This window comes from Actinomadura scrupuli (assembly GCF_050971785.1).
GTDB lineage: Bacteria > Actinomycetota > Actinomycetes > Streptosporangiales > Streptosporangiaceae > Actinomadura_E > Actinomadura_E scrupuli.
On the sequence record NZ_JBPCCU010000019.1, the window covers coordinates 24830 to 44221 of the forward strand.

The window sequence follows — 19392 nt, forward strand, 5'->3', positions numbered from 1 at the left end:
ACGCCAGCGGCCGGGTGAGACCCGGGCCGCCGCGACGCATGGGCACGGACCGTGCGCACCCGGGCGTCCGGCCGGCCCGCACCGGGAGTGCTCAGTCGGCGGTGTGCGCCTTGTCGGGCTGGCACACCAGGCACGGCGTGCAGCCGCGCTCCTTGGCCTCGTCCCGGGACAGCGACTCCAGGTCCTCCGCCTCGTCACCGATGTCCTCGATCAGCGCGCAGTCCGGGCGGTGATACCGCCTGGTGCCGCTGAGGATGCGCACCTGGGGGCTGCCGGCCTCCGCCGTGTCGTCCTGGGCCGGCTCCGGCTCCGCAGCCGCCTCCGCGGCGGTGTGGCCGGTGTCCGGCTCCCCGGGCGCGGGCTCGTCCGCCGCCTCCGGGACGTCGTCGGCGAACGCGTCGGCCGCCGCATCGCGCGGGGCGTCGTCCTCCGGCTCCGCTGCCGGGGGCTCCTCCGGATCGTCGTCCGTCGCCCACGACGGGACCTTGGGCTCGGCCGCGGTGAACTCCAGGGTCACCGGGGGCGCGGCCGGTTCCGCCGGAAGGTCGAGTGCGCTGGGGGCGACCGGGGAGGTCGTCCAGACCGAGGACGGCCTGGACGGCGCCGGGGCCTCGTCCTCCTCGGTGGTCCGCGGGCTGACGACGCCGAGTTCGGCCGTGTCGGCCTCCTCGGTCCGGGACTCGGCCTCCCGCTCGGGGCGGCCGGTCCCCAGGCGTCCGGTCGGCGACTGAGCCCACGAGGGGACGCCCAGTTCCCGGTCGCTCTCCCACCGGCCCGGGGAGTCCTCCTCGGGGGCGTCGGCCGCCGGCTCCGCCGGTGCGGCGTAGGCCGAGGGCGCGGCGAGCGGGCCGCGCGACGCGGGGACTCCGGGACGCGACTCCCACTGGGAGGCGCCGAAGCCGCCGCTTCCCGGCCGGTCGGACGCGAACTGGTCGTCCGTACCGGCCGTGGCGGGTGTGGAGGCCCGCGACGAGCCGCGGGCCGGGCGGGCCGCCGCGGCCAGGCCGGTCGAGGCCGACTCCGCCCGCGTGCCCTTGCCCAGCCCGGCGGTCCCGCTCCTGTCCCCGGTGCCCGCCTGTGCGGCCGGCTCGCCCGACATCGCCGCGCGCGCCGCAAGTGCGGTGTCGGGCATGCAGGCCGTGCACGGGCTGAAGCCCTCTTCCAGGGCTTCGGCGTAGGTCAGGTCTTCCTTGTCCCGCCCGGTGAGCTGACGACAGCTCTCCAGGTGGTATCTCTTGCGTCCGCGTACGACGAAGACCGTGGCGTCGGCGGGCACGTCGAGCGGCTGAGAGGGCAGCGTCACCGTCTCCTCCGGCTCGTCCGGCAGCCGGCCGTCGGCCTCGTCGGTGCTCTTGGCACCCTTGGCGCCCTTGGCCTGCCGGGCGGCCTTGCCCGGCTTGCCGCCCTTCGCGGGCTTCCCGGCCCGCGCGGGCGCAGCCCCGGCGCCGGCGCCGAAGAGCTCCTTGCGGCGGACGAACACCCCGATGGCCAGGCAGAGCGCAGAGACGATGCTGACCGCGATCGAGACGTAGATCAGAGTCAGCCCCTGGACACTCCCCACCCCGTCCGCCCCGGTCACGATGCCCGCGACGAGCAGCGCGATCGCGAACACGACGAGAATGCCACTCAGGATGATCACAGGGTCTCTCCCTCTACCTGCTGAACCCGCGGCTCGATGCCACCGCCGACCGGCTGGACTGCCGACGTCCACCGCCGTTGGTGCGCGGCGCAATGGTCGTCACAGACACTATCGCCTGCCGGCGCCGGTTGGGCGCACGCCAGGCCGTCCGGCACCAGCGGCTCGGCGAGCCGCCACCGGCCGGTGGTCAGCGCCTCTCGTGCGGCTGGTTGTCGGCCGTGTGGAAGGCTCCCGTGCCGGAGTGCTGGGCGTGCTGCGCGTGCTGCGCGGGCTCGGCCGGCGGCGGGAACGGGGTCGGGCCCGTCGTCGTCGGGGCCGGGCTCGGCTGCCCGTTGCGCGCCTCCGCGTGCACCAGCGGGGGCTGCACGGCGGGCTGCGGGCCGGTGGAGGCCCCGCCGCCCTTGGGGAAGGACGCGGCCTCGGCGGTGCCGGCCTCGAGCTCGCGAAGCTGGCCCTCGAGGTAGGCCTTCAGCCGCGTGCGGTACTCACGCTCGAACGCGCGCAGGTTGTCGACGTCGCGCTCGAGGTCCTCACGCTGCTGGACGAGCGAGCCCATGACCTGACGGTGGCGGTCCTGCGCGTCCCGGTCGAGCTGCTCGGCCCGCGCCCGCGCCTCGCTGACGATCTGGTCGGCCTGGCGGCGGGCCTTGCCCACGATCTCCTCGGCCTCGCGGCGGGCCCGGCCGAGCGTCTCGTCGGCCTCCCGGCGGGCGTCGGCGATCGCCTGGTCGGCGGTCTGCTGCGCCAGCGCGAGCACTCGCGCCGCCGTGTCCATGTTGTCCTCGCCGCTGTGCGACGAGCCGAAGCTCATGACGGGCTCGGGCTCGGGCTTGGGCTCGGGCCGCATGGGCTCGGGCACCGGCGCGAGGTCGGGCTTGGGCTCGACGATCGGCGCGGCCATCGCGGGCACCTTGCCCCGCAGGCACTCGGCCAGCTTGGCCCGCAGCTCCTCGTTCTCCTGGATGAGTCGGTCCAGCTCAGCCTCGACCTCGTCGAGGAAGGCATCGACCTCCTCTTCGTCGTACCCCGGCCTCAACCGGGTCGTACTGAACTGCTTGTTCCGGACATCCGCGGGTGTCAGCGGCATGTTGTCTCCTTGGCGCGCTTGGAGTCTGTACCAAAGGACGGTATCCGATCAGAACCTCTGCACGAAGATGATCATCGAGTTGATCACCCTCCCACGATCATGATCATGACCCAGACCACAAGGAAGAGCACCGTGAAGCTGAGATCCAACGCCACACCACCCAGACGCAGATCCGGGATGAAACGCTTGAGGAGCTTCAGTGGCGGGTCGGTGACGGTATACGTGGCCTCTGCCAGCACGAGTACCACCCCTGTCGGACGCCATGACCGAGCGAATCGCTGCACGTACTCCAGGATCAGCCTGCCGATCAGGAACAGGAGGAAGAGGTACAGCACAACGATCAACACGGTTCTAACGATTGTCACGGACACTCTCGCATGTGGCTGTCAGCTTTGGTTGAAGAATCCTCGTTCTGCCATCCGGGCCTTGTCTTCGGCGGTCACCTCGACATTGACCGGGGACAGCAGGAACACCTTGTTCGTAACACGTTCGATGCTTCCATGCAGGCCGAACACGAGACCCGCCGCGAAATCGACCAGACGCTTGGCGTCGCTGTCGACCATCTCGGTGAGATTCATGATCACTGGTGTGCCTTCACGGAAGTGTTCCCCGATGGTCCTCGCCTCGTTGTACGTTCTCGGGTGAAGTGTAGTGATGCGCGCAAGGTCGGAGGCGGCCGCGTCGTAGACCACGGTCGAGGAACGGCGCTCGGCGGCCGGCGGCGACTGCTCACGGTCCCGGTCCGTCAGATCCTGGATCCGGGCGGGCGGCTGGCCGGCGGGCTCGTCCTCGGGACGGCGCCGGTCGACGGCGTCATCGTCGTAGACGTCGTAGTCGTCGTAGTCGTCGTGGTAGCGGTCGTCCTCAACGAGGCCGAGGTAGACCGCCATCTTGCGCATCGCGCTGGCCATGTGCCCTCCGACGTCCTCTGTTGCCGTGCTGGTGGACAGTCGCTGTCCGACTGAAGGTCCGAGGACCCGTGAACCACGGTGCCCCCGCTGCGGACATTACCTGACGATCGCTTGTCTGCCTCCGAGCAACGCCGTACCGACTCGCAGGTGTGTCGCGCCACAGGCGATCGCCTGTTCCAGATCCCCGCTCATGCCCGCGGACATGATCGTGGCGCCGGGATGGGCGGCCCGTACGGCCGCCGCGATCTCGGCCAGCCGCGCGAAGGCCGGCGCGGGGTCGGCGCCGAGCGGGGCGACCGCCATGACGCCGCCGAGTTCCAGCCCCTCGGCCGCGGCGATGGCGTCGGCCAGGGCCGGCACCTCGGGGAAGAGCGCTCCGCCGCGCCAGCCCCGCTCGCTGGCGGCGTCGTCCGCCGCCTCGCCGGGGCCGGGTGGGGCGTCGAGCGAGACCTGGACCAGGCAGCGCGGCCTGCGCCCGGCCCGTACGGCCGCGGCGGACAGCGCGGTGATCAGCCTGGCACGATCCACCGAGTGCACCACGTCGGCGTAGGCCAGCACCGAACGGACCTTGTTGGTCTGCAGGCGCCCGACGAAATGCCAGGTCAGCGGGAGGTCGGCGGACGCGGCCGCCTTCGGCGCGGCCTCCTGGTCCCGGTTCTCGGCGACGTCGGTCACGCCCAGCCCGGCCAGCAGCCGGACATCGGAGGCGGGGAAGGTCTTGGTGACCGCGACCAGCGTGATCTCGTTCACGTCCCGGCCTGCGGCGCGGCACGCGGCGTCCACCCGCCGGCGCACCTCCGCCAGGTTCGCGGCCAGTTCGTCCCTGCGCGCGTTCATGGTCTCGCTCCGCTCGGAGGCCGGGGGCACCTTCGAGTCGATGACGTCCTCGTCTCTGGGTCGCTCGGGTGTGGGTCGCTCGGCTCCGGTCGCGGTCGCGCCGGAACGCGCGCTCACGGCCTGAGCCAGATGAATCCGGCGAACCGGCCGGTACGGCCGTCGCGCCGGAAGGAAAAAAGATCGGGCGTCTCCATGGTGCACCGGGCGTCGACCCGGATGTCGGCCACCCCCGCGGCGGAGAGCTGGGCGGTGACGCCACGCCGGATGTCCAGGCCGGGGGTGCCGTCGCGGGTGGTGGCGTACGCCTCCGGCACCACAGCGGCGACCTCGTCCCGCATCGCCGCGGGCACCTCGTAACAGGCCCCGCACACGGCGGGGCCGATCACCGCGACGATCCGCGCGGGGTCGGCGCCGTGTTCGCGCATCCGTTCGACCAGCGCCGGGACGACGCCCGCCAGGGTGCCCGGGCGGCCCGAGTGGGCGGCTCCGATGATCTTGGCGTCCGGATCGGCGAGCAGGACCGGGGCGCAGTCGGCGACCAGCACGGCGAGCGCCAGGCCGCGCTCGGCCGTCAGCACGGCGTCCACGCCCGGCGGCCCAGCGGCGACCGGTCCGGCGCCGGGGCCGGGGCCGGGGCCACCGGCCGGGGGGCCATCGGTGAAGGGACCGTCGACGTACGCGACGCCGGCGCCGTGCACCTGGCGCATCCAGACCAGGCGGGAGGGGTCGAGCCCCAGCGCGGCGCCGGCCCTGCGTCGGTTCTCCTGGACGGCCGCGGCATCGTCGCCGACGGCACCGCCCAGGTTGAGCGAGGTGTACGGCTCGGCGCTGGCCCCGCCCGCCCGGCCGGTGAAGGCCGCCCCGACGCCGTCTCCGAGATCGATCCGGGTGAGCACTACTTCAGGAAGTCGGGGACGTCGAGATCGTCGTCCTCGTCGAACACGACGGGCCGCCTGCGTACCTCCGGGCCGCGCGCCGGGTCCTTCCAGCCGCCGCCGGAACCGGCACCCTCGTCCTTCCAGCCGCCACCGGAGGAGGACGTGCCGCTCGGGCCGTCCTCACCCGCGCCGATACGCGCCGCGGACGGTTCGGCCGCCGGCCGCGGCACCTTAGGGTCCGGTGTGGACTCCGTGTCGCGCTCCAAGGAGCTCTCGGCCGCGGCGGAGACGTGCTCGCCCGCCGGGGCGGGCACGGCCGGGTGGACCGGAACGGCCGCCGGGGCCGGGCGCACGGACTCCGACACCACCGAGGGAGCCGGCGGCAGGCTGACCGCGGGGGCGGGCCGGGGCGGGGGCGGCGGCGGTGGCGCCGGCCGGGCGGGTGGCGGAGCGGCCCGCCGGTGGGCCGGCTCCGAGGCGGCGTGCGTGGGGCTGCCCTCGTCGAAGCCCGCGGCGATGACGGTGACCCGCACCTCGTCGCCGAGGGCGTCGTCGATGACCGCGCCGAAGATGATGTTGGCGTCCGGGGCCGCGGCGTTGGACACCAGCTGGGCCGCTTCGTTGATCTCGAACAGGCCGAGGTCGGATCCGCCGGAGATGGACAGCAGCACGCCGTGCGCGCCGTCGATGCTCGCCTCCAGCAGCGGGCTGGAGATCGCCATCTCGGCGGCGGCCACCGAGCGGTCGTCGCCGCGGGCGGAGCCGATGCCCATGAGCGCCGATCCGGCCCCGGACATCACCGACTTGACGTCGGCGAAGTCGAGGTTGATCAGGCCGGGGGTGGTGATGAGGTCGGTGATGCCCTGGACACCGGACAGCAGCACCTGGTCGGCGGCCTTGAAGGCGTCCAGCACGCTGACCTGCCGGTCGGAGATCGACAGCAGCCGGTCGTTGGGGATGACGATGAGGGTGTCGACCTCGTCGCGCAGCGTCTCGATGCCCGCCTCGGCCTGCATCGCCCGGCGCTTGCCCTCGAAGCTGAAGGGCCGGGTCACGACGCCTATGGTGAGCGCGCCGAGGGAGCGGGCGATGTTGGCCACCACCGGGGCGCCCCCGGTGCCGGTGCCACCGCCCTCGCCGGCGGTCACGAACACCATGTCCGCGCCCTTGAGGACCTCTTCGATCTCCTCCCGGTGGTCCTCGGCCGCCTTGCGCCCCACGTCGGGGTTGGCGCCCGCGCCGAGGCCGCGGGTGAGTTCCCGGCCGACATCGAGCTTCACGTCCGCGTCACTCATCAGCAGCGCCTGGGCGTCGGTGTTGATCGCGATGAACTCGACACCCTTGAGTCCCTCTTCGATCATCCGGTTGACGGCGTTGACGCCGCCGCCGCCGATGCCGACGACCTTGATGACCGCGAGGTAATTCTGCGGTGCTGCCACGAGGAGGGGCCTTTCCGCTCGCTCTGTCGAACCGACCGGCCCGGTTCGTGAACCGCGCCGCTGGTATTGCTGACCTGGTCTATGCGTGAAGATGCGGTGGCGGCGGACCGCCCCCAACCCTCACCCTCAAGTTGAGGCTTACAGTTATGTCAACCTGAGGACTGATACGGACAGTAGGGGCGGTCAACCACCAGGGTCAACTAACCCGCCACGAACTGAACCGGCGTGTCGCAGTGGGTCCGGTTTGCACCATTTACGGTCGCTCACCTGCCCGCCTCCCCCGTCCGTCCGGTCCTTAGCCCTCCACCCTGCCCCATCACAGCGGCCGAAACCGACCGGCGACACGCCCATCCGGTCCGCGGTGGCCCGCTCGCCTCCATGGTGGCGGGTCCGCGTGCCCCGTGCGCGGCAATTACTCGGTCGTGACGACTTCGGGAGAACTCACGTCGATGGTCCGGGCCGCCCGGCCGGCCGGCGTGCGGGAGAGCGCCTCGATGAGGCGCAGCTTCTCCGGTGCCCGCTCGGCCGCGCCCCAGACGATGGTGCGCCCTCCGGACAGCCGGAAGGTGATCGACTCCGTGGTCGGCGCCTCGACCGCGACCAGCCGCCCGGCCAGCCGCGGCGGCAGGCTCCGCCACGCGCCGAGGGCCGCCCTGGTCGCCACGTCGGCGGGCCCCGGAGTCGCGACCACCAGGTCGGGAAGGGACGGCGGCCGGGCCGTGGTGGTGACCACGAGCACGCCGTAGCGGTCGTACTGCTGGAACCTGCCGCCGCGCGGCACCACCACCACCGGCACCCGCTCGGTGACGACGACGCGGACGGTGGCCGGCCAGCGCCGCTCCACCCGGACCGCCTCGACCTCCTGGATGCCCTCGATCCGGCTCCCCACCGCGCCGGTGTCCAGCCGGATCATCGGGGTGCCGAGATGGATCCGCGCGGCCCCCGCCACCCGGTCCCGGGGCAGCAGGTGCGTCCCGGTGACCTCGACGTGCCGCACCACCAGCAGCCGCGAACCCAGCAGCACCCACGCCGCCACGCCGAAGACCCCGATGACCAGCAGGGAGACGAACATCACCTTCCACCGGCTCGGCCGGCGCCGCGCCGGATGCCGCCGATCCGCGGGCGGCGGGTCGGCGTCGGTGGTCGGTCGCGTGACCGGCGGGGCGGGGGCCGCCCGGTCGGTGCTGGTCGTCCCGTCCCCGGTTCGCATGACCCGATGATGACCCAGCATCGCCGGGTCACCCGGCACTCCACGCCGGAGACCCCGGTTTTGCCGGCGAACTCACCACCCCGCCGTGATCATGCATCGTTCGTCGAACGATCGCATGATCACGCGGGAGGTCGCGGGTGGGGGTGCTCAGCGGGCGAGGCGCTCCAGGATCAGCGGGCCGAGCCTGGTCACGTCACCGGCGCCGAGGGTGATGATGACGTCGCCGGGCCGCGCGAGCGCGGCCACCACCTCGGGCGCCCGGCTCTGGTCGGGCAGGTAGCCGACCTCGGTGCCGCCCGGCGGGACGGCGTCGGCGATGAGCTCGCCGGTCACCCCGGGCACGGGGTCCTCCCGGGCGCCATAGACGTCGAGCACCACGGCGACGTCGGCGAGCGCGAGCGCGGCCCCGAACTCGGCCGCGAAGAACTTGGTCCGGCTGTAGAGATGCGGCTGGAACACCGCCACGATCCGGCCCGCGGCGCCCGTCTGCTCGGCCCGCTGCACCACGTAGTCCCGGGTGGCCTCCAGATCGGCGGTCAGCTCCGTCGGGTGGTGGGCGTAGCTGTCGAAGACCTGCGCGCCGCCGGCCTCTCCCTTGAGCTCCAGGCGCCGCATCGCCCCGCCGAAACCGGCCAGGCCGTCGCGTACGGCGGCGGGGTCGCAGCCGAGGACGTGGGCGACGGCGAACGCCGCGGTGGCGTTGAGGGCGTTGTGCCGGCCCGGCACGGTGAGCTCGATCGCGGCGGCGGCCCCGCCGCCCGCCGCCTCGGAGAACTCGATCGTGAAGCGGGAGCCCAGCCCGCGCGGGGTGAATCCGGTCACCCGCAGGTCGGCGTCGGCCGCCTCGCCGTAGGTCCGCACGGACAGGCCGCGGGCCCGGGCGGCCGCGGCGAGTTCCCGCACCACCGGGTCGTCGACGCCGGCGACCAGCACGCCGCCCGGCTCGATCCGCTCGGCGAAAAGGGTGAAGTTCTCCTTGACCTTCTCGAATCCGCCGTAGTTGTCGAGGTGGTCGGCCTCGATGTTGGTGACGACGGCGATGGCGGGGGTGTACATCAGGAACGAGCCGTCGCTCTCGTCCGCCTCGGCGACGAAGACGTCGCCGCCGCCCTCGTCGGCGCCCAGCCCGGTGGTCACCAGCTGGCCGCCGATGCAGTACGCCGGGTCGGCGCCCGCGTGCTGCAGCGCGACGGTGAGCATCGAGGTGGTGGTGGTCTTGCCGTGCGTGCCCGCGACGGCCACCGCCCGGCGGCCGGCCATCAGCGCCGCCAGGGCGGCGGAGCGGTGCAGGACCCGCAGGCCGCCCTGGCGGGCGGCGACGAGCTCGGGGTTGTCCTCCCGGATCGCGGTCGAGATGACCACCGTGTCGGCGTCGCCCAGATGACCGGCGGCGTGGCCGATGAAGACCTGGGCGCCCAGGTCCTTCAGCTGGGTCAGCAGCTCGGAGTCCCGCGCGTCGCTCCCGGAGACGGCGATGCCCCGCTTGAGCATGATGCGCGCGATGCCGGACATCCCCGCGCCGCCGATGGCGATGAAGTGGACCTTCCCCAGCCGCTCGGCGGGCACGACGTCGGACCGCGTGATCAAACTCACTGCTGGGCCGCCCGGTCGCGGACGACGTCGAAGACCATGCGGGCGAGGGTGACGTCGGCGTCGCGGCGGCCCAGCCGGCCGGCGGCCTCGGACATCGCGGCGACCCGGTCGGCGTCGGACAGGATCGGGATCAGGTTGCCGACGATCCACTCCGGGGTGAGCTCGGCGTCCTCGATCAGCAGCCCGCCGCCGCCGTTCACGATCGGCTCGGCGTTGAGCCGCTGCTCACCGTTGCCGTGCGGCAGCGGCACGTACGCGGCGGGCAGCGCCACGGCGGCCAGCTCCGCGCACGTCATGGCCCCGGAGCGGCACATCGCGACGTCCGCGGCGGCGTAGGCCAGGTCCATCCGGTCGCAGTACGGGATCGTGACGTACTGCGGGCCGTCGGCGGGCTCGGGCTCCTCGGTGTTCTTGGGGCCCACGATGTGCAGCACCTGGATGCCCGCGGCGCGGAACGCCGGGGCGGCGGCCACCGCGGCCCGGTTCAGCGAGCGGGCGCCCTGCGAGCCGCCGAAGACCAGCAGCGTGGGCAGGTCCGGCAGCAGGCCGAAGTAGGAGCGGGCCTTGTCGCCGGTGGCGAGGCGGTTGAGGGTGGAGATCTCCTGGCGCAGCGGGACGCCGACGAACCGGGCGTGCGGCAGCGGGGTCTCCGGGTTGGACACCGCGACGTGCTCGGTGAACCGGGCGCCGAGCCGGTTGGCCAGTCCCGGCCGCGGGTTCGCCTCGTGCACGATGATCGGGATGTGCCGCTTGCGGGCCGCGAGGTACCCCGGGGTCGCCACGTACCCGCCGAAGCCGACGAGGACCTCGGCGCCGGTCTTGTCGAGCACGGCGGCCGCGGCGTTGATCGCGCCGCGCAGCCGGCCGGGCACCGTCAGCAGCCGCGGGGTCAGCGTGCGCGGCAGCGGCACCGGGGGGATGAGCGCGAGCTCGTAACCGCGGGCCGGCACCAGCCGGGTCTCCAGGCCGCGCTCGGTGCCCAGGCAGGTCACCTGGACACTCGGGTCCAGGCGGCGCAACGCGTCGGCGAGGGCGAGGGCGGGCTCGATGTGTCCAGCGGTCCCGCCGCCGGCCAGGACAACCCTCATGGGGCAACCTCTCTCAGTGACGTGCAATCGGGAAACTTCACCAGTTCTCCACCGCGGCGTACAACCACGTATTTAACGCCTTGCCAGGCCAAGCCAGCTTAGGGCCCGCGTGACGGGTCCGGGACCCCGCGCGGCCAACGCCTGCCGGGCTCCCGGCTCACGCTTGGCGAACGACAGCAGCATGCCCAGCGCGATCAACGTCGGGATCAGAGCCGATCCTCCGTACGAGACCAGCGGCAGCGGTATGCCCGTGATGGGAAGCACCCGGATGACCGCGCCGATGTTGACCACCGCCTGCACCACGAGCCAGGCCGTGGCACCGGCGGCCGCCAGCCGCATGAAGGGATCCTTGACCCGCCGGGCGATCCGGAGGCCCGCGTAGGCGAGCAGCCCGAACAGCCCCAGCACGAGGAGCGTACCGATCAAGCCCAGCTCCTCACCGATGATCGCGAAGATGAAGTCGGTCTCGGCGTGCGGGAGGTACTGCCACTTGGCCTTGCCCTCGCCCAGCCCGGTGCCGAACCAGCCCCCGGAGGCGACCGCGTACAGGCCCTGGGTGCCCTGGTAGTTGGTGGTCAGCTTGTTGCCGGAGGAGTCGAGGAACCCGGTCAGCCGCTGCAGCCGGTACGGCTCGACCATGATGAGGATGGAGACCAGCAGGCAGACCAGCCCGGCGATGCCGAGGAACAGCCGGCCGGGCGCGCCGACCACCCACAGCAGCGACAGGAAGATGGTGAGCAGCACCAGGGTGGTGCCGAGGTCGTTGCCCAGCATGACCAGCAGGACGACCAGCCCGGCCCCGGGCAGCAGCGGGATCAGCAGCTGCCGCCACTCGGTCAGCTGCCCCAGCTTCTCCTTGCGGGCCAGCAGGTCGGCGCCCCACAGAGTGAGGGCGAGCTTGGCCGGCTCGGACGGCTGCAGCTGGAAGAATCCGCCGAAGCTGAGCCACCGGGTCGCCACGCCCGCGGTGGTGCCCATGCCGGGCACCAGCACCAGCACCAGCGCCAGGACCGACAGCAGCAGCAGCGGATAGGACAGCACCCGGAACGCCCGCACCGGCAGCGCGGCCGCCAGCCACATCATCGGCAGCCCGATCGCCACCCAGATCGCCTGCTTGTGGAAGAGCGTGAACGCCGAGCCCGTCTTGGTCAGCTGCACCACGCTGGAGGCCGACAGCACCATCGTCAGGCCCAGCGCGAGCAGCAGCATCGAGCAGCCCAGCACCAGGTAGTAGGAGGTGAGCGGCCGGTCGAGCAGGCCGACCACGGCCGCCGTCTGGGCCCGCAGCCCGGGCCGCCCCGCGCGCTCGCCGCCGTCGCGTGCCTTGTCCGCGGGCGCGTCCGCGACGCTCACCGCGCGCACCCCGCCAGCCGGGCTCCCGGGCACCGTCCGGTCATGATCATCGACCTCCGCCCCGCTAACGGGACTCGGCCAGCCGCCGAACCGCCGCGGCGAACGCGTCACCGCGCGCGCCGTAGCTCGTGAACATGTCGAACGAGGCTCCCGCAGGGGCGAGGAGCACGGTGTCACCCGGCCGGGCGAGTCCGGCGGCTTCGATCACGACGCTGTCCATCGCCCCAGTGTCGAGGTCGGGTACGTCCACCACTGGGACATTCGGTGCGTGTCGCGCGAGTGCCGCCGCTATTTGGGCCCGGTCGGTGCCGATCAGCACCGCGCCGCGCAGCCGCGGGGAGCACGAGCGGACGAGCTCGTCGACGTCGGCGCCCTTGAGCAGGCCGCCCGCGATCCACACGACCGAGCTGTAGGCCGCCAGTGAGGCGGCGGCCGCGTGCGGGTTGGTCGCCTTGGAGTCGTCGATGTAACCGACCTCGGCGACGGTGGCGACATGGGCGATGCGGTGCGGATCCGGCTGGAACGCCCGCAGTCCCTCCCGTACCGCCTCCGGGGGGACCCCGTAGGCGCGGGCCAGGGCCGCCGCCGCCAGCGCGTTGGCGACGTTGTGCGGCGCGAACGGCCGTACGTCGTCCAGCCCGGCGAGCTCGGCGGCCTCACGGGCCGGGTCGGCGACGAAGGCGCGGTCGACGAGCAGGTTCTCGACCACGCCCAGCCGGCCGGGCGCCGGGACGCCGAGGGTGAAGCCCACGACCCGGTCCGCGTGCCCGGCGAGCCGCGGCGGCCATGTGTCGTCCTCGTTGACCACGGCGATGGTGCCGGGGCCGAAGATCTTGGCCTTGTCCGCGGCGTAGGCCTCCAGCGAGCCGTGCCAGTCGATGTGGTCGGGCGCGACGTTGAGGATGGCGGCGGCGTACGGCGCCAGCGTGCTGGACCAGTGCAGCTGGTAGCTGGACAGCTCCACGGCGAGCACGTCGTAGTCCCCCAGCACCGCCTCGACGATGGGGGTGCCGACGTTGCCGACCGCCACCGACTTCAGGCCGGCCGCGGCGAGCATCCGGGCGAGCATCCGGACCACGGTCGTCTTGCCGTTGGTGCCGGTGACGGCCAGCCAGGGGGCGCCGCCCCGCAGCCGCCAGGCCAGCTCCACCTCGCCGAGGATCTCGATCCCCGCCGCCTCGGCGGCGGTGAGCAGCGGCGCGTCCGGCCGCCAGCCGGGCGAGGTGACGACCGCGGCGGTGCCGGGGGGCAGCGTGTCGCCGTCGCCCAGCCGGACGGTCACTCCCAGCGCCTCCAGGGGCCCGGCGAGCTCGCGCTGGGCCGCGTCGTCCCGCGCGTCCACGAGGGTGACGTGCGCGCCGCGCCCGGCGAGCACGGCCGCGGCGGCCCGCCCCGAGATCCCCATCCCCGCGACGCAGACCGCACGGCCGGCGAAGTCCGAGCCCGCCGTCATCCCTTGGGGGTCCACTCGAGATAGAACAGGCCCAGCCCGAGGGCGACGAACAGCCCCTGCAGCAGCCAGAAGCGCACCACGATGGTGGTCTCGGCCCAGCCGGACAGCTCGAAGTGATGCTGCAGCGGGGCCATCTTGAACACGCGTTTCTTGGTGGCCTTGAAGAACCCGACCTGGATGATCACCGACAGGGTGATGATGACGACCAGGCCCGCCAGGATGCCCAGCAGGAACTGCGTGCGGGTGGTGATGGCCAGCCCGACCAGGGCGCCGCCGAGGGCGAGCGAGCCGGTGTCGCCCATGAAGATCTTGGCGGGCGGCGCGTTCCACCACAGAAAGCCGAAGCAGGCGCCGAGCACCGCCGCGGCCACGACCGCCAGGTCCAGCGGGTCCCGCACCGGATAGCAGTGCGGGGCGAGCGCCGAGGCGCAGCTCTGCCGGAACTGCCAGTTGCCGATGATCACATAGGCGGCCAGCACCATGCCGGCCGCACCGCTGGCCAGGCCGTCGAGACCGTCGGTCAGGTTGACGCCGTTGGAGGTCCCCTGGATGAGGATCAGCGCCCAGACCACGAAGAGGTAGGGGCCGATGGTGGGCCCGAAGTCGCGCAGGAACGACAGCTGCGGGGACGCCGGGGTGATCTGCAGGGTGTTGGGGAAGTGCAGGCAGGACACGGCGAAGATGACACCGATGATCACGATGCCGATGGCCTTGGCGCTGCTGCGCAGGCCGAGGCTGCGCTGCTTGAAGACCTTGATGTAGTCGTCGACGAAGCCCACCACCCCCAGGCCCGTCATCAGGAACAGCACCAGCGCGCCCGAGACCGTCGGCGGGGTGCCGGTCACCAGGTGGGCGGCGCCGTAGCCGATCAGCGCCGCCACGACCAGCACGGTGCCGCCCATCGTGGGGGTGCCGCGCTTGTTGAGATGGGCCTCCGGGCCCTCCTCGCGGATCATCTGGCCATAGCCCAGCCGGACGACCAGCCGGATCCACAGGGGGGTGCCCACCAGTCCGATGATCAGTGCCAGCGCCGAGGCGACGAGGATGCTCCTCACGCGCCGTTACCGCCTTCCGAGAGCAGCGCCTGGGCGACGCGTTCGAGCCCGGCGACCCGGGAGCCCTTCACCAGCACGACGTCTCCCGGCCGAAGCCGTTCGCTCAGCGCGGCCATCGCCGCACCGGCGTCATCCACCTGCACGCTTTCTCCCGTCCATGACCCCACCTGCCCGGCGCCGTCGAGCATCGGCGCCGCGGTCGCGCCGACCGCTATCAGCCCCGCGACACCGCTGCGCGCGACATGCTGCCCGATCTTCTCGTGTTCCGCCACAGAGGAGGCGCCCAACTCCGCCATTCCCCCCAGAACCGCGTACGCCCGCCGGCCGCGGGCCATGTGGCCCAGCGCGTCGAGGGCGGCGCGCATCGACTCCGGATTGGCGTTGTAGGCGTCGTTGACGACGATGACGCCGTCGGCGCGCTCGCTGACCTCCATCCGCCACCGGCTGACCGGTACGGCCTCCGACAGCGCGCCCGCGATGTCCGCCAGCGGCATGCCGACCTCCCGGGCGACCGCGGCGGCGGCCAGCGCGTTGCTCACCGCGTGCGAGCCGTGCAGGCGCAGGGCGACCGGCACGCTCCCCTCCGGGGTCACCAGGGAGAACCGGGCCCGGCCCTGCTCGTCCAGCGACTCGCCGACGGCGCGGACCTGGGCGTCGGGCGCCCGGCCGAAGGTGACGATCCGGGCGGCGGTACGAGCGGCCATGGTGCGGACGAGCGGGTCGTCGGCGTTGAGGATCGCGGTGCCCTCCGCGGTCAGCGCCTCGACCAGCTCGCCCTTGGCCTGCGCCACGACGTCACGGCTGCCGAACTCGCCGAGGTGGGCGGTGCCCACGTTGAGGACGACGCCGATCCGGGGCGGCGCGATCCGGGTGAGGTAGGCGATGTGGCCGAGGCCGCGGGCGCTCTTCTCCATCACCAGATACCGGGTGTCCTCGTCGGCGCGCAGCACGGTGAGCGGATGCCCGATCTCGTTGTTGAACGAGCCCGCCGGCGCCACCGTCGGCCCCAGCCGCCCGACCACCTGGGCCACCAGGTCCTTGGTCGAGGTCTTGCCGGACGAGCCGGTGATCCCGATCACGGTGGTCTTCGGCAGCCGGTCCGCGACCCCGCGGGCCAGCAGGCCCAGTGCCGCGACCGTCTCGGCCACGACGATCACCGGGAGCCCGTCCAGCGGCCGCTCCGCCAGGACCGCCACCGCACCGGCGCGCACCGCCGCGGCGGCGAAGTCGTGCCCGTCGGCCCGCTCGCCGCGGACGGCCACGAACAGCGAACCGGGCTCGGCCGCCCGGGAGTCGATGACCACCGGGCCGGTCACGACCGTGTCCGGGGCCGCCCCCTGGACGACCCCCCGCGTCAGCTCCGCGATCGTCGCCAGTGAGAGTGAGATCACGCCCGCTCCCCGTCTCCTCTGCCCTCGTCGGCCCGCCGCCGGTCGCGCAGTGCCTCCCGGACGACCTCGCGGTCGTCGAACGGAAGCACCTCACCGGCGACGTACTGCCCCAGTTCATGCCCCTTGCCGGCGACGACGACCACGTCACCGCGCCGGGCCCGGCCGACCGCGATCCCGATCGCGGCGGCCCGGTCGGGCTCCACCACGACGTGCGCGCGCCCGGCCTGCGGCACTTTCAGCCCGCCCTCGACCATAGCGCCGAGAATGGCGAGAGGATCTTCGGATCTCGGATTGTCGTTGGTGAATACTGCCATGTCGGCCAGGCGCGCCGCCGCCTCCCCCATGAGCGGGCGCTTGCCCTTGTCCCGGTCGCCGCCGCATCCCAGCACGATGATCAGGCGGCCCTCGGTGACCGGGCGGAGCGCGGTGAGGACGGCCTCGACCGCGCCCGGCTTGTGGGAGTAGTCGACCAGGGTGACGAAGTCCTGGCCCTCGTCGATCCGCTCCAGCCGGCCGGGGACGCCCGTCAGGGCGCCGACGCCGAGCGTCGCGGCCGACAGCGGGATACCGGCCTCGACCAGCGCGACGATGGCGGCCAGCGCGTTGGCGACGTTGAACGGACCGGCGAGCTGGACCGCCGCGTCGGCCTCGATGCCGCCGGGGCCCACCACCCGGAACACGCTGCCGTCGGCGCCGAGCCGTACGTCCTCGGCCCGCCAGTCCGCCTCGCGGTCTCCCCGGGCGGAGAAGGTGGTCAGCGGGATCCGGGCCGTCTCCAGCAGGTCCTGCCCGTAGCGGTCGTCGAGATTGACCACCCCGACGCGCGCGTACTCGGGGGTGAACAGCCGGGCCTTGGCCGCGAAGTAGTCCTGCATGGTCGGGTGGTAGTCCAGGTGGTCCTGGGACAGGTTGGTGAAGACGGCCACGTCGTAGAAGGCCCCGCCGACCCGGCCCTGCTCCAGGGCGTGGCTGGAGACCTCCATGGCGACGGCGCCGATCTCCTGCTCCCGCATCATCGCGAAGATCGCGTGCAGGTCCGTGGACTCCGGGGTGGTGAGCGCGCTCGCCAGCCGGGTGGCGCCGATCCGGGTCTCCACGGTGCCGATGACCCCGGTGTTGAGCCCCGCGGCCCGCAGCCCGGCCTCCAGGAGGTAGACGGTGGTGGTCTTGCCGCTGGTGCCGGTCACGCCGATCAGGGTCAGGTCGCCGGCCGGGTCGCCGTACGCCCAGGCGGCCACCCGGCCCAGCACGGCCCGGGGGTCCTGGACCACCAGCACGGGCAGCCCCCCGGCGGCGGCCGTCGCGCGGCCGGCCTCGTCGGTGAGCACCGCGACGGCGCCCGCCTCGGCGGCCTGCCGAGCGAAGGCCGCGCCGTGCGCCCGGCTGCCGGGCAGCGCGGCGTACAGGTCGCCGGGCCGCACCGCCCGCGAGTCATGGGTGACACCGGTCACCTCGACCCCGGCCCCCCATTCCGGCGGAAGGGGCAGGGCGAGCAACCGCACGAGCCCGGGCAGTGGCCGGGCCGGATTGATGGTCGGACGCATGGAGGCTCTTTCGGTGCGGAGCACGTGTGCTGGCGGAACGGTTGTCTTCGTGGCGTGCCCGGCGGCCGTGCCCGCCCCGTCGCGCGGGCGCTCGCCGGACTCAGCGGGGGTGGATGTCGAGCGTGGGCGACCTGCTCCCGGTCGGGGGGATCCCCCGGGTCTGCAAGGCGAAGGACATGACGTCCTTGAACACCGGAGCCGCCACCGTGCCACCATAGTGGCCGCGCCGGGGGTCCTGCAGCACGACCTGCACGACGAGCTGCGGGTCGTCGGCGGGCGCGAAGCCCGCGAACGACGCGGTGTAGAGGCCGCCCGAGTAACGGCCGGTCCGCGGATCGACCTTCTCGGCGGTGCCGGTCTTGCCGGCCACCCGGTAGCCCGGGATCTGCGCCTTCGGCGCGGTGCCCTCGTCACTGGTCGCGCCCTCGAGCATGTCGCTGATCTGCTGGGCGGTCCGCTCCGTGATCACCCGCCGCTGCGGCGGTGCCGCCGCGGGGGTGAAGGTGCCGCGCTCGTCGGTCGTGCCCGCGATGATGGTGGGCGTGACCCGGACCCCCTTGTTGGCGATGGTCGCGTAGACGCTGGCCACCTGGAGCGCGTTGACGGTCACGCCCTGCCCGTAGGCGATGGTGTAGCGCTGGGTCCCCGACCACTTGTCGGCCGCCGGCAGCTGGCCCATGGTCTCCCCGGGCAGGCCGACACCGGTGGGCTGGCCGTAGCCGAAGTCGCGCATGAACTGGTAGAGCTGCTGGCCGGTGATGTGCTCGCTGGCCTGGACCGTCCCGACGTTGCTGGACTTGGCCAGCACCCCGCCGAAGGTCAGGCGCTCGGTGGCGTGCGGGTGGGAGTCCTTGAGGACGGCGTCGTACTTCTTGATGTGGTCCGGCACCGTGAACGGGGTCTGCGGGGTGATCCCGCCCTTCTCCAGGACCGCGGCGGCGGTGATGACCTTGTTGGTGCTGCCGGGCTCGAAGGCCTCCTGGACGACCCGGTTGGTCCAGTCGGCGGGCTTGGAGCTGGCGGGGTGGTTGGGGTTGAAGGTGGGGCTGCTGGCCATGGCCAGGATCTGCCCGGTCCGCGGATCCATGACGATCACGCTGCCGCTGGCCGCCTTGACCGCCTTCACCTGGGCGGCGATCGCCTTCTCGGCGTGGTATTGCAGGTCCTGCAGCAGGGTGAGCCGCAGGCCCCTGCCGGGGATCGGCTTGCGGGTCTGGTCCTCGCCCATCGGGATGTGCTGGCCGTCCCGGCTGGTCTCCACCCGCTGCCAGCCGGGCCGGCCGCCGAGCAGCCGGTTCATGCCGCTCTCCAGGCCGGCCCCGCCGCTGCCGCTCTGGTTGACGAAGCCGACGACGTTGGCCGCCAGGGTGTCGCTGGGGTAGACCCGGCGGTACTCGCGCACGGAGCCGATCCCGGTGAACGACAGCGCCATCACCATCCGGGCCTGGTCGGGCGGGATGTTGTGCGCGAGCACGACGTAGCGGGTGTCCGGCCTGGCGGGCGTCAGCGACCTGAGGATCTGCGCCTGGTCGAGGCCGAGCATCGGCGCCAGCGTCTGTGCGATCTTGGCGCGCTGGTCGGGCCGGACCATCACCGGGTCGGCGAAGATCGCGCGTGCCTCGACGGTCATGGCGATCTGCTTGCCCTGTGCGTCGGTGATGTCACCGCGGACGGCGGGCAGGGTGATCTCGGTCAGCCGCTGCTTGATCGCCATCTTGGTGTAGACGGCGGATTCCATGCCCTGCAGCTGCACCAGCCGGCCCGCGAACAGCGACAGCACGAAGGCGATCAGGAGCAGCCCGATGTTGAGGCGCTTGAGGGGGTCCCGGCGGACCATGACCATCCGCGGCCGCGGGCGGCGGGGCGGCGGGCGGCCGGGTCCGCCCCGGCCGGGGCCGCCGGGCCGCGCGCCGT

General features: G+C 73.1%; 16 protein-coding genes. All 16 read right to left on the bottom strand.

What is annotated here, in order from left to right; translation table 11 throughout:
• Positions 1-91 precede the first annotated feature (91 nt).
• The 16 genes from ACRYCC_RS43355 to ACRYCC_RS43430 all read right to left on the bottom strand — a co-directional run bounded on the left by ACRYCC_RS43355 (position 92) and on the right by ACRYCC_RS43430 (position 19315).
• Positions 92-1639, bottom strand: coding sequence for a hypothetical protein (locus tag ACRYCC_RS43355; RefSeq protein WP_433820063.1), 1548 nt, complete (start codon positions 1637-1639; stop codon positions 92-94).
• A gap of 187 nt (positions 1640-1826) precedes the next feature.
• Positions 1827-2726, bottom strand: coding sequence for a DivIVA domain-containing protein (locus tag ACRYCC_RS43360; RefSeq protein WP_433820065.1), 900 nt, complete (start codon positions 2724-2726; stop codon positions 1827-1829).
• A gap of 83 nt (positions 2727-2809) precedes the next feature.
• A complete protein-coding gene (locus ACRYCC_RS43365) occupies positions 2810-3091 on the bottom strand; it encodes a YggT family protein (RefSeq protein WP_433820083.1) in 282 nt (93 codons plus the stop codon).
• A gap of 21 nt (positions 3092-3112) precedes the next feature.
• Positions 3113-3637, bottom strand: a complete 525-nt coding sequence (locus ACRYCC_RS43370; RefSeq protein ID WP_433820066.1) for a cell division protein SepF — start codon at positions 3635-3637, stop codon at positions 3113-3115.
• Between the two features lie 96 nt (positions 3638-3733).
• A complete protein-coding gene (locus tag ACRYCC_RS43375) occupies positions 3734-4474 on the bottom strand; it encodes a YggS family pyridoxal phosphate-dependent enzyme (protein WP_433820084.1) in 741 nt (246 codons plus the stop codon).
• 113 nt (positions 4475-4587) lie between these two features.
• Entirely contained in the window at positions 4588-5370 is a 783-nt protein-coding gene (gene pgeF / locus ACRYCC_RS43380; protein WP_433820067.1) for a peptidoglycan editing factor PgeF, read from the bottom strand.
• A complete protein-coding gene (ftsZ, locus tag ACRYCC_RS43385) occupies positions 5370-6791 on the bottom strand; it encodes a cell division protein FtsZ (RefSeq protein ID WP_433820069.1) in 1422 nt (473 codons plus the stop codon). The genes pgeF and ftsZ overlap by 1 nt, the downstream gene beginning before the upstream one ends.
• Before the next feature lie 412 nt (positions 6792-7203).
• The gene (locus ACRYCC_RS43390; protein WP_433820070.1) at positions 7204-8001 is read right to left on the bottom strand and encodes a cell division protein FtsQ/DivIB; all 798 of its coding nucleotides are present in this window, start codon (positions 7999-8001) and stop codon (positions 7204-7206) included.
• 147 nt (positions 8002-8148) lie between these two features.
• A complete protein-coding gene (gene murC / locus ACRYCC_RS43395) occupies positions 8149-9594 on the bottom strand; it encodes a UDP-N-acetylmuramate--L-alanine ligase (protein ID WP_433820071.1) in 1446 nt (481 codons plus the stop codon).
• A complete protein-coding gene (gene murG / locus ACRYCC_RS43400) occupies positions 9591-10682 on the bottom strand; it encodes an undecaprenyldiphospho-muramoylpentapeptide beta-N-acetylglucosaminyltransferase (protein ID WP_433820072.1) in 1092 nt (363 codons plus the stop codon). Before murG ends, murC begins: the two co-directional genes overlap by 4 nt.
• 72 nt (positions 10683-10754) lie before the next feature.
• Entirely contained in the window at positions 10755-12035 is a 1281-nt protein-coding gene (gene ftsW, locus ACRYCC_RS43405; protein WP_433820074.1) for a putative lipid II flippase FtsW, read from the bottom strand.
• A gap of 64 nt (positions 12036-12099) precedes the next feature.
• The gene (gene murD / locus ACRYCC_RS43410) at positions 12100-13488 is read right to left on the bottom strand and encodes a UDP-N-acetylmuramoyl-L-alanine--D-glutamate ligase (protein ID WP_433820075.1); all 1389 of its coding nucleotides are present in this window, start codon (positions 13486-13488) and stop codon (positions 12100-12102) included.
• Positions 13485-14543: a phospho-N-acetylmuramoyl-pentapeptide-transferase gene (mraY, locus tag ACRYCC_RS43415; RefSeq protein ID WP_433820077.1), complete on the bottom strand. Its 1059-nt coding sequence runs from the start codon at positions 14541-14543 to the stop codon at positions 13485-13487. Before mraY ends, murD begins: the two co-directional genes overlap by 4 nt.
• Positions 14540-15934 carry a UDP-N-acetylmuramoyl-tripeptide--D-alanyl-D-alanine ligase gene (locus ACRYCC_RS43420; protein WP_433820078.1) on the bottom strand — a complete coding sequence of 465 codons (1395 nt, stop codon included), beginning with the start codon at positions 15932-15934 and terminating at the stop codon, positions 14540-14542. The genes mraY and ACRYCC_RS43420 overlap by 4 nt, the downstream gene beginning before the upstream one ends.
• Positions 15931-17478, bottom strand: coding sequence for a UDP-N-acetylmuramoyl-L-alanyl-D-glutamate--2,6-diaminopimelate ligase (locus ACRYCC_RS43425; RefSeq protein ID WP_433820079.1), 1548 nt, complete (start codon positions 17476-17478; stop codon positions 15931-15933). Before ACRYCC_RS43425 ends, ACRYCC_RS43420 begins: the two co-directional genes overlap by 4 nt.
• A gap of 100 nt (positions 17479-17578) precedes the next feature.
• Entirely contained in the window at positions 17579-19315 is a 1737-nt protein-coding gene (locus tag ACRYCC_RS43430; RefSeq protein WP_490885264.1) for a peptidoglycan D,D-transpeptidase FtsI family protein, read from the bottom strand.
• Positions 19316-19392: the final 77 nt, after the last annotated feature.

What these genes read in the sequence shown, in the direction of transcription:
- ACRYCC_RS43360 (WP_433820065.1), bottom strand. Translation starts at nt 2,726, where the DNA reads ATGCCGCTGACACCCGCGGATGTCCGGAACAAGCAGTTCAGTACGACC.
- ACRYCC_RS43370 (WP_433820066.1), bottom strand. Translation starts at nt 3,637, where the DNA reads ATGGCCAGCGCGATGCGCAAGATGGCGGTCTACCTCGGCCTCGTTGAG.
- ACRYCC_RS43375 (WP_433820084.1), bottom strand. Translation starts at nt 4,474, where the DNA reads ATGAACGCGCGCAGGGACGAACTGGCCGCGAACCTGGCGGAGGTGCGC.
- ACRYCC_RS43390 (WP_433820070.1), bottom strand. Translation starts at nt 8,001, where the DNA reads ATGCGAACCGGGGACGGGACGACCAGCACCGACCGGGCGGCCCCCGCC.
- murG (WP_433820072.1), bottom strand. Translation starts at nt 10,682, where the DNA reads ATGAGGGTTGTCCTGGCCGGCGGCGGGACCGCTGGACACATCGAGCCC.
- murD (WP_433820075.1), bottom strand. Translation starts at nt 13,488, where the DNA reads ATGACGGCGGGCTCGGACTTCGCCGGCCGTGCGGTCTGCGTCGCGGGG.
- ACRYCC_RS43425 (WP_433820079.1), bottom strand. Translation starts at nt 17,478, where the DNA reads ATGCGTCCGACCATCAATCCGGCCCGGCCACTGCCCGGGCTCGTGCGG.
- ACRYCC_RS43430 (WP_490885264.1), bottom strand. Translation starts at nt 19,315, where the DNA reads ATGGTCCGCCGGGACCCCCTCAAGCGCCTCAACATCGGGCTGCTCCTG.